General features: G+C 69.1%; 11 protein-coding genes. All 11 read right to left on the reverse strand.

All coding sequences use genetic code 11. The features are described from left to right. Positions 1–9: 9 nt before the first annotated feature. Complete coding sequence (locus tag KUTG_RS45350) at positions 10–774, reverse strand: cyclase family protein (RefSeq protein ID WP_043726093.1); 765 nt, start codon at positions 772–774, stop codon at positions 10–12. Continuing rightward, entirely contained in the window at positions 771–1,706 is a 936-nt protein-coding gene (gene ilvE, locus KUTG_RS45355; RefSeq protein ID WP_043726097.1) for a branched-chain-amino-acid transaminase, read from the reverse strand. Before ilvE ends, KUTG_RS45350 begins: the two co-directional genes overlap by 4 nt. Further along, positions 1,703–3,298 (reverse strand): FAD-dependent monooxygenase, encoded by a 1,596-nt coding sequence (locus tag KUTG_RS45360; RefSeq protein WP_052396176.1) that lies wholly within the window; start codon positions 3,296–3,298, stop codon positions 1,703–1,705. The genes ilvE and KUTG_RS45360 overlap by 4 nt, the downstream gene beginning before the upstream one ends. Then, a complete protein-coding gene (locus KUTG_RS45365; RefSeq protein WP_052396177.1) occupies positions 3,295–4,545 on the reverse strand; it encodes a tryptophan 2,3-dioxygenase in 1,251 nt (416 codons plus the stop codon). The genes KUTG_RS45360 and KUTG_RS45365 overlap by 4 nt, the downstream gene beginning before the upstream one ends. After that, positions 4,532–5,623: an aminotransferase class V-fold PLP-dependent enzyme gene (locus tag KUTG_RS45370; RefSeq protein WP_043726100.1), complete on the reverse strand. Its 1,092-nt coding sequence runs from the start codon at positions 5,621–5,623 to the stop codon at positions 4,532–4,534. The genes KUTG_RS45365 and KUTG_RS45370 overlap by 14 nt, the downstream gene beginning before the upstream one ends. Further along, entirely contained in the window at positions 5,620–6,357 is a 738-nt protein-coding gene (locus KUTG_RS45375) for a tryptophan 2,3-dioxygenase family protein (RefSeq protein WP_198047544.1), read from the reverse strand. The genes KUTG_RS45370 and KUTG_RS45375 overlap by 4 nt, the downstream gene beginning before the upstream one ends. Next, on the reverse strand, positions 6,354–7,598 hold the full coding sequence (locus KUTG_RS45380; RefSeq protein ID WP_043726103.1) for an ATP-grasp domain-containing protein: 1,245 nt from the start codon (positions 7,596–7,598) through the stop codon (positions 6,354–6,356). Before KUTG_RS45380 ends, KUTG_RS45375 begins: the two co-directional genes overlap by 4 nt. Positions 7,599–7,610: 12 nt before the next feature. After that, positions 7,611–8,915, reverse strand: coding sequence for a hypothetical protein (locus KUTG_RS45385; RefSeq protein ID WP_198047545.1), 1,305 nt, complete (start codon positions 8,913–8,915; stop codon positions 7,611–7,613). Between the two features lie 620 nt (positions 8,916–9,535). Beyond that, entirely contained in the window at positions 9,536–9,679 is a 144-nt protein-coding gene (locus KUTG_RS62440; protein WP_198047546.1) for a hypothetical protein, read from the reverse strand. A 223-nt stretch (positions 9,680–9,902) separates the two neighbouring features. Further along, complete coding sequence (locus KUTG_RS45395; RefSeq protein ID WP_052396832.1) at positions 9,903–11,288, reverse strand: sugar porter family MFS transporter; 1,386 nt, start codon at positions 11,286–11,288, stop codon at positions 9,903–9,905. 199 nt (positions 11,289–11,487) lie between these two features. Beyond that, positions 11,488–13,374: an RICIN domain-containing protein gene (locus KUTG_RS45400; protein ID WP_043726113.1), complete on the reverse strand. Its 1,887-nt coding sequence runs from the start codon at positions 13,372–13,374 to the stop codon at positions 11,488–11,490. Between the last annotated feature and the right edge of the window lie 235 nt (positions 13,375–13,609).

Genomic DNA, 13,609 nt, shown 5'->3' on the forward strand with positions numbered 1-13,609 from the left:
GACCGGATCTCACGGACGGGTGACGAGGGCGAGCACCCTGGTCGGGCTGCCGGAGCCGCCGACGATCGGCAGCGGCGACGTGATGACCACAGCGCCGGTCGGCGGCAGCAGCGCGAGATTGCGCAGCTGCGTCAGGCCGTACTTGCCGGCCCCGTGCAGGAACCAGTGGCACGGGAACGGCTGCTCGAACTCGTCGGCCAGCCCGGCGTCGGTGCCGACGGTCTCCACGCCGAGGCCGATCACCGGCGTCTCCGACGCCAACCACTGCGCGCAGTCCTCCGACACGCCCGGGGTGTGCCGGCCGTTGATGAACGCCTTGGCGTCGCCGCCACGGGCGTCCCACCCGGTCCGGTACAGCAGCCAGCCGCCGTCGGGCAGCGGGCCGTGTTCGTTGATCCACGCCTCGACGTGTTCCCGGCGCAGCCGGAAGTCCGGGTCTTGGGCCACCTCGTGCGACAGGTCGATCACCGCCGCCGGCGCGACCAGCCGGCCCGGCGGAACCTGCGAGACGTCCTGGGTGCCCTTGCCGGACAGCCAGTGCGACGGCGCGTCGAAGTGGGTGCCGGTGTGCTCGGACAGCCGGATGTTGTTCCAGTGCACGGTCGGCCCGGCGGCGTCGAACTCGCTGATCACCTCGCGGGAGAACGGCCATGGCTGGCCGCGGTCGGCCGGCAGGTCGATGATCGGCGTGTCCTCGGACAGCGGCGCGGTCAGGTCGATCACCTCGACCGCACCGGTGTTCAAGGCGGTCAACAGGTCGGCGAGCACGGTCATGCCGACACCTCCTGTCGGGCGGGCACGAGCGTGCTCCACTCGGGATGGTCGCTGCGGCCGCGGGCGACGTCGTCGTAGTGGTTCTGCAACAGGGCGGTGATCGGGCCGCGTCGGCCGCTGCCCACGGGGGTTCGGTCGACGCTGGTGACGGGCAGCAGTTCGGCCAGCGTGCCGCAGAGGAAGAGCTCGTCGGCCACGTACAGCTCGGTGCGGTCGATCTCGCGGCGGTGCAAGGAAAGTCCAAGCCTCTCCTCGGCCAGGCGGGCCACGGTGTCGACGGTGATGCCCTCCAGAACGCCGCTGGTGCCCGGCGGCGTGACGAGCTCGCCGTCGCGGACCATCACCACGCATGCGCCCGGAGCCTCGGCCACGGTGCCACGCTGGTTCAGCAGCAGCGTCGTGTCGTAACCATTGCGCACGGCTTCGTGCTGGGCCAGCCGGCTGTTGTGGTAGTTGGCGCCGGTCTTGATCCGTGGCGGCATGGAGTCGTCGCTGATCCGCCGCCACGACGCGATGCTCGCAGCGGCACCGACTTCGTGCTTGGGGGAGCGCGGCATCGGCAGTGCGGTGATGTGCACGCCGGTGGACGTGGTGTACGCCAACGGGTCGAAGTTCGGGCCCTGGTCGAAGTAGGCCACCACGCAGAGATGCGTGTCGACCGTGAGGTCGTTGGCCCGCACCAGGTCCAGGCATGCCCGCTTGAGCTCGGCGTCGCTGTGGGCGATCCCCATGTGCAGGCTCTTCATCGAGCGCCGCAGCCGGGCCAGGTGATCGTCCAGGCGGAACGCCCGCATGGCGCCGTCATCGGCGTAGGCCCGGACGCCCTCGAAGACGTTGGCGCCCCAGAAGGCGCCCTGGCTGCGGGCGTGCACGACGCACTCGTCCCACCGGACCAGACGGCCGTTCTGCCAGGCGTAATCGGGGGCGGTCATGCGGGGGATCCCTTCACGAGTGTGCGGTCGACGCCGGCGGAGAATCGTAGGGCCGCGGCGAAATCCTCGCCCTTGGTGCCACGGGCGGCGAGATGTCCATCCGGTCGTGCGACCCACCAGGTGCCGCCGACCGTGCCGTATCGGGCGAGCGCGGCGGCGTCGGACGATCGAACGACCCGCGCGTCGGCGGGAACGCCATCCGTCGGTGCGCCCTCGGGCATCACCACGACCAGGTCACACGAGCTGGAACGGGCCTGCTGCAACAACTCGGCGGCGCGACGGCCGGTGGTGGCGAAGCACAGTGCGACAAAGCGGTGCCCGAGCAGCCGCCGCAGCCGCAACGGCTCCTCGACGATCGGCAGGTCCGGCGCGAACGACCCCAGCAGGGAGTCGTCGGACGGCTGCACGATGGGCGAGCAGGTGTAGACGTACGGCTCGGCCATGCGCCCGCTGTTGACGTGCTTCTGGGCCAGCCCGAGCGAATGCGACAGTCCCAGCAACGCGGCCCGGGCCCAGCGGCGAAGGCGGTTGGGCGGCACCATGAACCGAATGGTGGCCTCGGTGACCCGCAGGTTCTCGCGAGCCGCCGCGTACCGCTCGACGTGGTAGGACTCCAGCAACTCCTCGCCGGCTTCTCCATTGTGGATGGACGCGAGCTTCCAGGCCAGGTTGTCGGCGTCCTGGATGCCGCTGTTCATGCCACGGGAACCGTACGGGGGCAGGGAATGCGCGGCGTCGCCGGCGAACAGCACCCGCCCGACCCGCAGGCGCGCCACGACCCGCTGGTGGAACCGGTAGGTGCTGACCCAGTCGATCTCGTACGGGATGTCGCCGATCACCGCGCGTACCCGCTGGTCGAAGCGGCCGTCGAGGCGCTCGGCCACGATGTCGGCGTCCGGCGGCAACTGCCAGTCGATGCGCCAGATGTCGTTGGGCTGTGGGTGCATCACCAGCTGCCGGCCGGGATTGAAGGACGGGTCGTAGTGGAAGTGCCGTTCCTTGGCCAGCGGCAGTTTCGCCTTGATGTCGGTGATGAGGAACCGGTCCTTGTGCGTGTAGCCGGTCCAGTCCACCTGCATCAACTCACGCATCTTGCTGCGCACGCCGTCGGCCGCGACGAGGTGGGCGAACCGCAGATCCCGCTCGCCGTCAGGGGTGTCGACCCGTACGGTCACGCCGTCTGAGTCCTGTGCCACCTCGACAACCTCGTGGCCCCAACGCAGATCGCACAGCGGGTTGGCCTCGGCCGCCTCGACCAACACCTGCTCGATGCGGTGCTGCGAGATGTTCACGAACGGGCCGAACCCGAGGCCGCGCGGGTACTCGGCGGAGCGGATGACCCGGTTGCGCACGTAGGTGTGCGCCACGGTCCACGTCACGCCTTCGTCCCGAATCGTTTCGGCACAACCGAACTTGTCCAGGATCTCCAGCACGTCGCCCTGGATCAGGCAGGCCTTGGAGCCCTGCTTGAGCAGCTCGGGCCTGGCCTCCAGCAGCACGGTCGGCACTCCGAACCGGGCCAGCCGCAGCGCCGCGACCAGGCCGACCGGGCCGGCCCCGACGATGCCGACGGGTGCGTCGAAATCAGTCATCGGGTCCTCGCAGTCTCGTCGGTCTCCTCGTCGGCCACGTCAACGGCGTGGAACACCGGAACGGTCCGCACGGCCTTCAGATACGGCGTGCCCTCGGTGTATCCGGTGCCGGACGCCTCGCCGAGCATGCGCACAGCCAGCCGGTAGTGGGTGTTACGCCATCGCATCAGCGCGCGGGCGAATCTCTTCATGCCCTCGGCGATCCGTTCGCGGTCCTCCTTGCTGACGCCGGAATCGCACAGCTCACGGAAGGAACAGTCCAAAGTGTCCTGTCCGGCCAGCACGCGCTCTCGTACGTCCGGCGCGGAGTGGAAGGCGGCCGAATCGACGCGGTCGGGGTCGGGCACCCGGCACAGCGACTCGACGAGCTTGTAGTTGCGGGACTGGATCGCGCTCGCGCCTTCGGTGAACTCGCGGAAGGTGCGGAACGACTCGACCTGCATGGTGGCCAGCATGGAAAACAGCGGCGCGGATTCCCGCAGCGCGTTCTCGGCGGTGGCCAGGAAGTGCGCGGCCCGATCGATCTCGCGGTCGGCCAGCGCGGCCGTCACGCCGCGAAGCAGCACGGCCAGCAGGGAGAACGTCGTCTCGAACGTCTGGAGCACACGCAGGAACAGGTACTCGTCGTGCGCGGTGTAGACCGGCAGCACGCTGAGCTCCTGCGCCCGTTCCTCACTGAACGACATGTCCGCCTGCACGACGGAACACGCCTGCCGCGCCAGCTCCAGCGGCTCGGTGGCGGTGAGGCCGCCGTCGAGGGACATCCGGGCCAGCACGGGTCGGATCACGCGCAGGCCGTGCTTGCAGCGCTTGACGACCAGGTCCGGATCGGGCCGCATCTCCGGCAGCAGCGCGGTCGCGCCCTCGGAGGCGGCGACCTCGAACGCCAACGCGTCGGCCACCAGCTGCGCGATCAGTCGGTCGCACCGTGAACGGGCGAACGGCGCCTGCTCCACCGGGTCGTCCACAGTGGGCAGTTGCAGCAGTGCGAGGGCGAGGTAGGTCGGGTAGTCGTAGCGCTGGTCCGGCTTGTCCAGCGCGGTGTCCAGAAAGGACGCAAGGGTCTGGATGTGTTCCCAGGGGCCGTGCATGGACGGCAGCCGGTCGCGGACCTCGGCCAGCAGGGACAGCAGCTCGGGGCGCACGAAGTGCTTGCCGACACGGCGGTAGTGGCCGACGACGGCGGCGTACGGGAACTTCTTGGGGTCGGATTCGTGGAGCCAGGTGCGTAACTCAGCCGTGGACATGGTTCTGTCGCTCGATTCGGGAAAGTGCCGCGCAGAGCGCGTCGATGTCATCGCTGTTGCTGTGGTGGTGGAACGACAGGCGCACGACGTCGCCACGGGGGCTGACCGCGATGTCGTGCTCTGTCAACCGCTTCGCGAGGCCGACAGGATCGGCGTCGACCAGCCCGATGTGCGCGCCGCGCCGATCGCGGGGCAGGGCCCGGACCGGGCGGCCCATCGCGGTCAGGCGCTCGACGGCCAGGTCGGTGAGCCCGAGGACATGCTCGCGGACGGCGGTGAGGTCGGCCCGGGCGACCAGCCGCAGGCCTGCGTTAGCCGTGTAGACGGCCGGCACGGCGGGGGTGCCCGTCTCGAATCTCGTTGCCGTGGAGGCGAAATCCAGCCGCCGCGGGTCGAAGGCGAACGGGTCGACCCGGCCGAACCAGCCGGTCAGCTGCGGATCACGATCGGTGCGCTCGGGGGAGCGCGCGTAGAGGAAGGCGAGGCCGGGCAGGCCCAGCAGGTACTTCATGGTGCCGGCGACGAGGTAGTCGCAGCCGAGCCGGTCGACGTCGACGGGTTCGGTGCCCACGGCCTGGTAGGCGTCGACGAACACCTCGGCGCCGGCCTCATGGGCGCGCTGGACGACGTCGGCGACCGGCAGCCGCTCGCTGTACTGGTACCCGGTCATGGGCACCGACACGAGCCGCGTGTCGGCGTCGATCTCGCCGCTGAACACGACTTCCGCGCCGCGAGGGCATTGCGCCAACCAGACGTGGGCCACGGACGGGAACTCCAGGTCTGTGGTCACGATCTTCGATCGCCGAGCGAAGTCCATTGTGGAGGCGACCTGGTACGCCCCGACGGAGGCGTTGGGCACCACGGCGATCTGCTCCGGCCGAGCGCCGACCAGCGCCGCGAAGCCGTGCCGGGCCTGGCGCAGCTGGTCCTCGAAGCGGTCCCAGGACATGTCGGCCCGCATCTGCTCCAGCGCGGCGTCCACGTCCACCGACCGCGCGCCGAGGCTGCAACTGGCCAGGTGGACCTTGGTGCCCAGCACGGGAAAGTGGGCCCGGAAGGCGGCGGGGGACAGGCTCACGACGACGTCCCGAGGTGGTACCGGCCCATCGGGCCGGTCTCGGTCAGCTCGGTGCGCAGCCGCCACAGCTCGGGGAAGAACCGGTCCTCGATCAGCCGGGCCAGCACGTCGGTGCGGGTGCCCTGGGTGCCGAAGACCTCGTTGCCGATGACCCGGGTGAGCATCTTGTAGTGCCGCACCCGCCACAGCGACACCCGCTCGTCGAACTCGATCATCGCCTCGGCCAGACGGTGCTGGGGGCTGTGCACCTGGCTGCGGTACAGCTCGGCCAGGTCGACGCCCTCGGCGGTCACGTAGTCGGTGAACGCGCGGCCGAGCGCGTTGCCCTGCCGGTGGATCGAACGCCAGCCGGGGGAGTCCGCGCCGGAGCCGTGGCCGAGCACAGTCCGCATGGTCTGGAAGTCCCACGGCGACAGGTGGTGCATCATCTCCAGCTGTTCGGTCACCAGAACGAGGCCGAGCGAGGCCCGGGTCAGCAGGGCGACCGTGGCGTCGAGGTCACGGGCGCGGAGCCGGTCGGTCGCGGTGACGAGCTCAGCGTGGGCGAGCTTGAGCCACAGCTCGGTGGACTGGTGCACCACCTGGAACAGCAGCTCGTCGCGGTGCACGACCTCCTCGGGCCGCCGCTGCAACGACAGCAGCGTGCCCGTGTGCATGTAGCGCTCGTAGTCGTTGCCGCCGTCGCCGTCGAGGATCTGCTCCGAGTAGTCCCGCAGGACCTGGTCGTTGTTCATCGGGCACCCACCCGCTCGACCGGTTCCGCGCTGACCCGGAAGCCCTTGGCCGTCGCCTCCAGGGCTTCGGCCACCTCGGCGCTCGACCGGCCACGGAAGCGGAACCGGCCGCCGACGTGCTCGTAGTAGGCATCGGCCTCAGGCAGGATCTCGCCGACGCCGAGCAGCGCCTCCGCGTACGGCCCGGGCTGGCCACCGACCATCGATGTCACCTCGGTGATCCGGCACGGGCGAGCCGCGGGTGCCGGGATCAGCAGCCAGCCGCCGACCTCGACAACACGTGTTGTCGGGGGCAGCTGGGGCTCAAGGCCCAGCTGGAGGTCGAAGGCGGCGCGCATGAGGTCGTAACCGTGCAGGTCACGCCAGATGAACGGGATCTCCGAGCCGCCGGCCCGGGCCCCGACCTCCAGGAAGGTGCAGGTCTCGCCGTCGAAGAACACTTCGAGGTGCAGGGGAGTAGGCCGGTCGGTGAGGGCACGGAGGAAGTCGGTGGCGGCGGCGCGAACCGCGCCGATCACCAACGGGTCGTCCACCTCGACCGAGCCGAGGAAGGAGCCCTCGCGGAAGCCCAGGCAGGTGTTGACGTAGCGAGAAACCCGCAGGCAGGCCAGATCCGTGCCGGTGAACACGCCGTCCACGTGATGGATCGGGTGCGGATTGAAGGCCTGCACCAGCATCGGCTCGTCGGTGAGCTCGAACGAGGCCAGCGCCGCCGGGCCGTCCAGCACCACGACGCCGGCGCTGGAGCTGCCGATGCGGGGCTTGAGCACGACCGGCCAGCCATGGACGTCGGCGAAGTCGAGCACCGACTCCGGTCCGGTCACCGTGGCGAACGCGGGGATGGGCAGCCCGGCGGCCGCGATGGCCTGGCCCATCAGGAACTTGTCGCGGAACCTCAGCAGATCGGCCGGCCGGTGTCCCGCCACGTCCCACTCCTCGCGCAGCTGGGCGCCGACGAGCAGGTCGTCCTCCTTCAATGCCACGATGCGGTGCGGCGGACCGTACTTCGAAACGAGTTCGGCCAATGCCGCGCGGGCCTGCGACAAATCGTCGGTGGCGTCGACGAGTGCGATGTCGGTCGCGGTCGGCGGCACCGAACCGAGGCCGATCTCGGTGCTGATGTAGGTGACCCGATGTGTCGAATGGTCGAGATAGCGGTGGTAGTCGGCGTAGTGCTCGCGCCACCGGTTGATGACGACGACGTGCGGGCGCGCGTCATCGCCCCCCGTTGCTCTGGTCATGTCAGGATCCGTTCAGGAAGTTCTGGTTGTGAAGACACAGGTCCCGCGGGTGCCGGTATTGGAATACGACACCACGGCCCCGTCGGCGGGCTTGAGCGCCCGCACGAATCCGCCGGCATAACCGGCGGGGTCGACAAAAATCCCCCAGTTCGCCACCCATTCCTCTCCTGTGTTCGTCTCGGCGTTCAGCACCGGCTCGGTCCTCGGCCGGACCCGGCGCTGCACCACGTGGTCGCCGGTCCGGCGCTCGGCCAGGGCCCGCTCCCACTGCTCGTCGGTGACGGAATGCCCGACCACGGTGCCGACGCCGCCGTAGCCGACGCCCGGCTTGAGCACCAGATTGCGGCGCTCGTTCCGGCAGTGCTGGACCAGTTCGTCCTGGTCAGCGGCGGTGCCGAGTAGTCGCGTCCATGGCACGACCCGGTCGACGACGGCGTGCTCGTCGGGCGTGAAGGTGGCGCGGACGTCCGGGTCGTGCAGCATCGCCAGGCTGCCCTTGCTCGCGTGCACCCCGCCTTCCAACGGTGTGAACAACACGGTCTTGGGGGCGGCGATCAGCAGGTCCAGCTTCTCCTGCCCGGCCGGGTCGTCGACGAGCTCGCCGGCGACGAAGTAGCGCAGCACGACGTCGAGCGGCCGGCCCCGCAGCGTGATGTGGCCGTTCCGCTCGCCGAGCTCGTCGATCTCGCCCAGCAACAGGTCGATTCCCTGATCCCGCAACGCTTCCCGTAGCGCGGTGAACACGTGGGCGTGGGCGGCGAGACCGTTGGTGCTCTCGATCAGCGCGACCACCGGCTCGTCGACGAGGGCGGCTGCGCGCAGGGCCGCGGCGACGCGGGGAATCGTGTCGACGTGGCCGAGTTCGTGCCGCCGGGCGAAGTCGGCGAACTCGGGCCGGGCCAGGAAGGCGCGGTTGAGTTGCGCGGTGTCGAGGCCGCCGAGTTCGCTGCCGATGTTGAGTTCCAGGAGCTTGAACGAGGTGCCGTCGTGGTAGGCGTCGGCCCGGGCGTACAACGGCGGCGCGCCGGTGGCGCCGCGGCACATCAGCTCGGCCAACCGGTCGTCCATGCCCAGCGCGGCGCAGTAGCGGCGGAGGTCACCGTCGAACAGGCGGCCGGGCAGCGAAACCAGAATGTCGAAGACAGCGGCGAGATCGGTGGCGAAATCACCGATCTCCCGTTCGGGGACAAACAGCGGGCGATCGAGCTGGACCGTACCATAAGAAGCGGCATAGGCCTCGGGAAGGCGCAGCTCACGCGCGGTTTCGCGGAGCGGTTTCGACACCGAGGATTCCGCGAGATAATGTTTGGTGACCACGTTCGGCACTGTTGGTGACCCCCTGCTGGTGAATGGTGAATGCGGAGGGTGAGCAATTGCTGTTTCGCTCACGGTGTGAAGTCTACGTTGACGAGGATTGGCGTTTGTCGGCCGACTTGACGGAGTCCGGCCAGCCTTCTTCGACCCGCGTCACGTCCTGTCCACCCCCAAGTCCTGGGGTAGCCGAACCGCCCCGCTCGGGCCCAGGATTCGGGCATGAGCGCGACGAGGGGGATCGAGGCCGACTATCTCGTGGTGGGCGCGGGCGCGATGGGGATGGCGTTCGTGGACACGCTGCTGACCGAGTCGGACGCGACTGTCGCGATGGTCGACCGCTACCACCGGCCGGGCGGGCACTGGACTGTCGCGTCCCCGTATGTGCGGCTGCACCAGCCGTCGTCCTTCTACGGCGTGGGGTCGACGGAGCTGGGCAGCGGCCGGATCGACGAGGCCGCCGGCGTTCGAGGTGACCGACGGGGTGCGGTGTGTGCCGCCGAACGGTCTGGCCACCGCGCCCGAGCCGGCCGGCCACTACACGGTCGTCGGCGCAGGCAAGACCGGCGTCGACGCTTGCTTGTGGCTGCTGGCCAACGGGGTTGGGCCCGAGCAGCTGACGTGGATCATGCCGCGTGACGCCTGCGCCCGTGGTGCGCGATCACCGCCGCCGGCACCGGCCGCCGCTCCAGCGTGTCCAGCGGGTAGGGATCCGCCCCGGCCACCAGGCCCTGGTACAGCGCCCGGCCGAAACTCCGGCTCGTAGCCATGCACGAAACTGAACGACTCCAACGCGATCGAGGCGTTCGGGTTGCGGCCGACCAGCCGCAGGCCGCCGTGCGCCACCAGCGGCCGGATGGCGCGGGACAGCGCCTCCTCCAGCTCGGCGGCGCCCTGCCCCGGCCGGGGCAGGGCCGCGAGGTCACGTGCCACCCGATCCACGGTTCGAGTGTGGCCCGCGGCCCGCCACCAGGGCTGCCCGATGGGGCGGACTCAGTGGCCGTACACGAGATCGTTGCCGATGTCCTCCAGGCTGCGGCCCTTGGTCTCCGGCATCAGTTTGGACACGAACAGGAAGGCCAGTCCGGTCATCACCGCGAAGAACAGGAAGTTCAGCCCTGCCCCGAACGTCGCCAGCAGCGACGGGAAGGCCAGCGCCACCACCAGGTTGAACAGCCAGTTGAACACCACGCACAGGCCGACCGCGCCGGCGCGGACCTTGAGCGGGAACAACTCCGGCAGCGCCACCCACTGCACCGGGCCCCACGAGATGGAGAACGACGCGATGTAGCCGACGATGCCGACCAGCGTCAGCGTCAGCAGCAGCGGACCGGTGCTGAGGCCGGACAGGTTGACCACGGCCAACAGGATCATCGCCACGCACATGCCCAGGGCGCCCCACAGCAGCAGCGGCCGCCGGCCGGCCACGTCGATCAGCCGCATCGCGGGCAGCGTCATGAGCATGTTCACCGCGCCGATGCCGACATTGGCCAGAATCGCCCCGGACGCCCCGAAACCGACGTTGGTCAGCAGGGTCGGCGCGTAGTAGATGATCGTGTTGATGCCCACGAAGTTCTGGAAGAACACCAGCAGCATGCCGACGACGAAGATCGGCCGCAGCCGGCCGGTGGTCAGCATGCGCAGCCGCAGCGGTTCGGTCTGCTCGGCCTCCCTGCGCACGCTTTCCTTGATCTCACTGAGTTCCGCCGCCGCGGCCTCCTTGTCACCGCGCAGGGACAACAGGACCTTCTCGGCGTCGTCGCTGTCCTTGTGGTGCACGGCCAGCCAGCGTGGGCTTTCCGGCTGGGTATAGATGCCGAACATCAGCAGCACGGCCGGAATCACGCCGAGCCCGATCATCCAGCGCCAGTCGCCGCCGGCCGAAAACGCGAAGTCGACGATGTAGGCCAAGAGAATGCCCACGGTCACCAGCAGCTGCATCAGCGAGGTGAGCTTTCCCCGCACCTCCTTGGGCGCCAGCTCCGACAGATACATCGGCACCACAACGGAAGCGACACCGACGCCGACACCCATGACGAAGCGGAAGCCCACCAGGAACGTGGCGTTCCCGGACAGCGCCGCGCCCAGCGTGCCCAGCACGAACACCGCACCGCTGCCCAGGATCATTCTGCGCCGGCCCCACGAGTCGGCCAGCCGGCCCGCCAGCCCCGCGCCCAGCATGGAGCCGGCCAGCAGGCCGGACACGACAAGGCCCTGGTCGAGCGGGCTCAGCGGAATGTCCTTGTCGATGTACAGCAAGGCACCGGAGATCACGCCGGTGTCATAGCCCCACAGAATGCCGCCCAGCGCGCCGAAAAACCAGATTCCGTAGTTCCGCGCTGCGGTACGCCGTGGCGTCGGTGCCGTGGCAGAGGTCATCATCACACCATAGGGCCGCCGCACAAGTGAGGCATCTTCAGGAGAACGGCATTCGGGCAGGCCCGTTTCCGGCAACCGAGTGAACATCGGTAGGAAAGTGCAGAGCCGTTCTTCCGTCATCGCCCCGAAACGGGCACAGGTCGGTCACGGGAGGGCGGGCATTCGGACGCGCGCCCCGACGCGGCGCGCGCCCGAACGGTCACTGGGCCGTCAACTGGAACGACTGCGCCGGCCCACCGCTGCACGTCCACTGCTGGAGCAGGGCGCCGTCCGTTGTGGACTGATCCCGCACGTCCAGGCACTTGTTGCTGTTCCGTGCGACGAACCGGTAGCTCCCGCCGCCCTGGTCCACCGCCTGCCACTGCTGGTTGGAGCCGCCGACATAGCTCCACAGCTGCACCTGAGCGCCGTCGGCGGTCGCCGAAGACCCGCCGGCCACATCCCAGCTCAGGTTGGTCGCATTGCGGTTGACGACCTGGTAGTAGCCGTCGCCGGTGGACCGGAACTGCCACTGCTGGTTGGTGGCCGCGGTGCAGGTCCACTGCTGCAGCGCGGTGCCGTCGGCCGTGCCGCGGTTGGCGTCGTCCAGGCACTTGCTGCTGTTCTGGTTGGTCACCGAGTACCACTTGGACGAGTCGATCGGGCCGGTGGGCGGCGGCGTGGTGCCGCCGGAGCCGTTCCAGGTGAAGGTGGCCATCGAGCCGGCGGGCATGCTGTAGCCGAACGACTGGCCGCCGTAGGAGACCTGGAAGTTCTGCGTGCCGCCGGAGTTCACCGCGACCAGCGCGATCGAGCCGTCCGGGTTGCGGAAGGCCACGTTCTCGATGCCGCCCTGGTTCTGCGCGGTGGAGTTGATCCGCACCGCACCGGGCTTGACGAACTTGGCCAGGTGGCCGAGCACGTAGTAGTCGGCGTTGTAGGTGACACTGCCGCCGTTGACCGTGACCAGGCCCATGCAGTTGCCGCAGGAGCCGATGACCGGGCCATGGTTGTTGTCCAGCGCCATGTTCCACAGGCTGACGCTGCGGGCCCAGTTGCGGGTGGCACCGACGGCCAGGTTGCGGCCCTGCCACAGCAACGAGTCGGCGAAGGTGTTGCCCGACTCGGTGCCGGAGCACTCCGTGAAGAAGATGTCCTTGTTCGGGTACTGGTCATGCACGGCGCTCTGCGCGCTCGGGTCGCCGAGGTAGCAGTGCCAGGCCGAGCCGACGGTGTTGTTGCCGGTGGCGGCGAAAACCTGCTCCGGGTAGGACGGTAGGTTCCAGTTGTGGTCCCAGGCCAGGATCTTCGTGCCCAGCCCGGCCGCGGACAGCTTGGGCGCCAGGGTGTTGATGATCCGGCTCTGCTGGGCGGCGTCCATCAGCATGCCCGGGTAGCCGCCGGGCTGGTTCTGCGGCTCGTTCTGCACGGCCAGGTACTGCACCGGCACGCCGGCCGACTGGTAGGCCTGCACCGACTTGACCAGGTAGTCGGCGAAGGTGCTCTCGTAGTTGGTGGAAAGCGACCCGCCGACCAGGTTGTTGTTGGTCTTCATCCACCCCGGCGCGCTCCACGGCACGACCATCACCGAGGTGGCTGGGTTGAGCTGCTTGGCCTGCGTGACCAGCGGCAGGATGTAGGACTGGTCATGGCTGACCGAGAACCGCGACAGGCCTGGATCGGCCGAGCCGTCGTCGTAGCTGTAGAAGTTGCGCGAGAAGTCGCTCGCGCCAAGGGGCTGGCGCAGCCAGTCCAGGCCGGCGCCGCTGGTCGGGCTGAACAGCGCGGTCATGATGCTGTTGCGGGCCGGGGAGTTGTAGATGTTCCAGGCCGCGGAGTCGGTGAGCGAGGCCCCGAAGCCGACCATTGACTGGTAGGTGGTGTTCGGGTCGACGGTGATCACCGCGCCGCTGCCCGGCGTCCCGAACGGCACAGATGCCTTTTGCGTCAACAGGTTTGACCGGTCGGGAGTGGTCAGCCACACGTTGGCCGAGGTCGCCGCGAACGCCGACGGCGCCTGGGCCACCGCGTAGACGGCCCCCGAGGCCACCAGGGCCGCGGCGGCGCAGGTCGCCAGCACTCTGCGGCGGGATTCGGTGGAGGTCATGCAGGGACACCCTCCTTGTGAAACAAATGTAACGCATCTGTAACAGGGTTCAGGAAGTGCAGCACTGGTTGTTGGAGATGTCAAGAAAGACTGGTGCACAACGAAACAATGCGTCGGACAATGCCGTAACAAATGAAACAAAGCTGCATTTCGGGTCCGGGCCGCGGTCCCTCGACTCGGCCGGACGGCCCAGACGCGCGGCGGTCGGGCCGGGCCGGTGCCATACTCGGTGATC

The sequence above is a fragment of the Kutzneria sp. 744 genome, assembly GCF_000568255.1.
Classification (GTDB): Bacteria; Actinomycetota; Actinomycetes; order Mycobacteriales; family Pseudonocardiaceae; genus Kutzneria.

Excerpts from the sequence above, each read along its gene's own strand:
- KUTG_RS45395 (WP_052396832.1), bottom strand. The coding sequence starts at position 11,288 with ATGACCTCTGCCACGGCACCGACGCCACGGCGTACCGCAGCGCGGAAC.
- KUTG_RS62440 (WP_198047546.1), bottom strand. The coding sequence starts at position 9,679 with ATGGCTACGAGCCGGAGTTTCGGCCGGGCGCTGTACCAGGGCCTGGTG.
- KUTG_RS45400 (WP_043726113.1), bottom strand. The coding sequence starts at position 13,374 with ATGACCTCCACCGAATCCCGCCGCAGAGTGCTGGCGACCTGCGCCGCC.
- KUTG_RS45380 (WP_043726103.1), bottom strand. The coding sequence starts at position 7,598 with ATGACCAGAGCAACGGGGGGCGATGACGCGCGCCCGCACGTCGTCGTC.
- KUTG_RS45350 (WP_043726093.1), bottom strand. The coding sequence starts at position 774 with ATGACCGTGCTCGCCGACCTGTTGACCGCCTTGAACACCGGTGCGGTC.
- KUTG_RS45360 (WP_052396176.1), bottom strand. The coding sequence starts at position 3,298 with ATGACTGATTTCGACGCACCCGTCGGCATCGTCGGGGCCGGCCCGGTC.
- ilvE (WP_043726097.1), bottom strand. The coding sequence starts at position 1,706 with ATGACCGCCCCCGATTACGCCTGGCAGAACGGCCGTCTGGTCCGGTGG.
- KUTG_RS45375 (WP_198047544.1), bottom strand. The coding sequence starts at position 6,357 with ATGAACAACGACCAGGTCCTGCGGGACTACTCGGAGCAGATCCTCGAC.
- KUTG_RS45365 (WP_052396177.1), bottom strand. The coding sequence starts at position 4,545 with ATGTCCACGGCTGAGTTACGCACCTGGCTCCACGAATCCGACCCCAAG.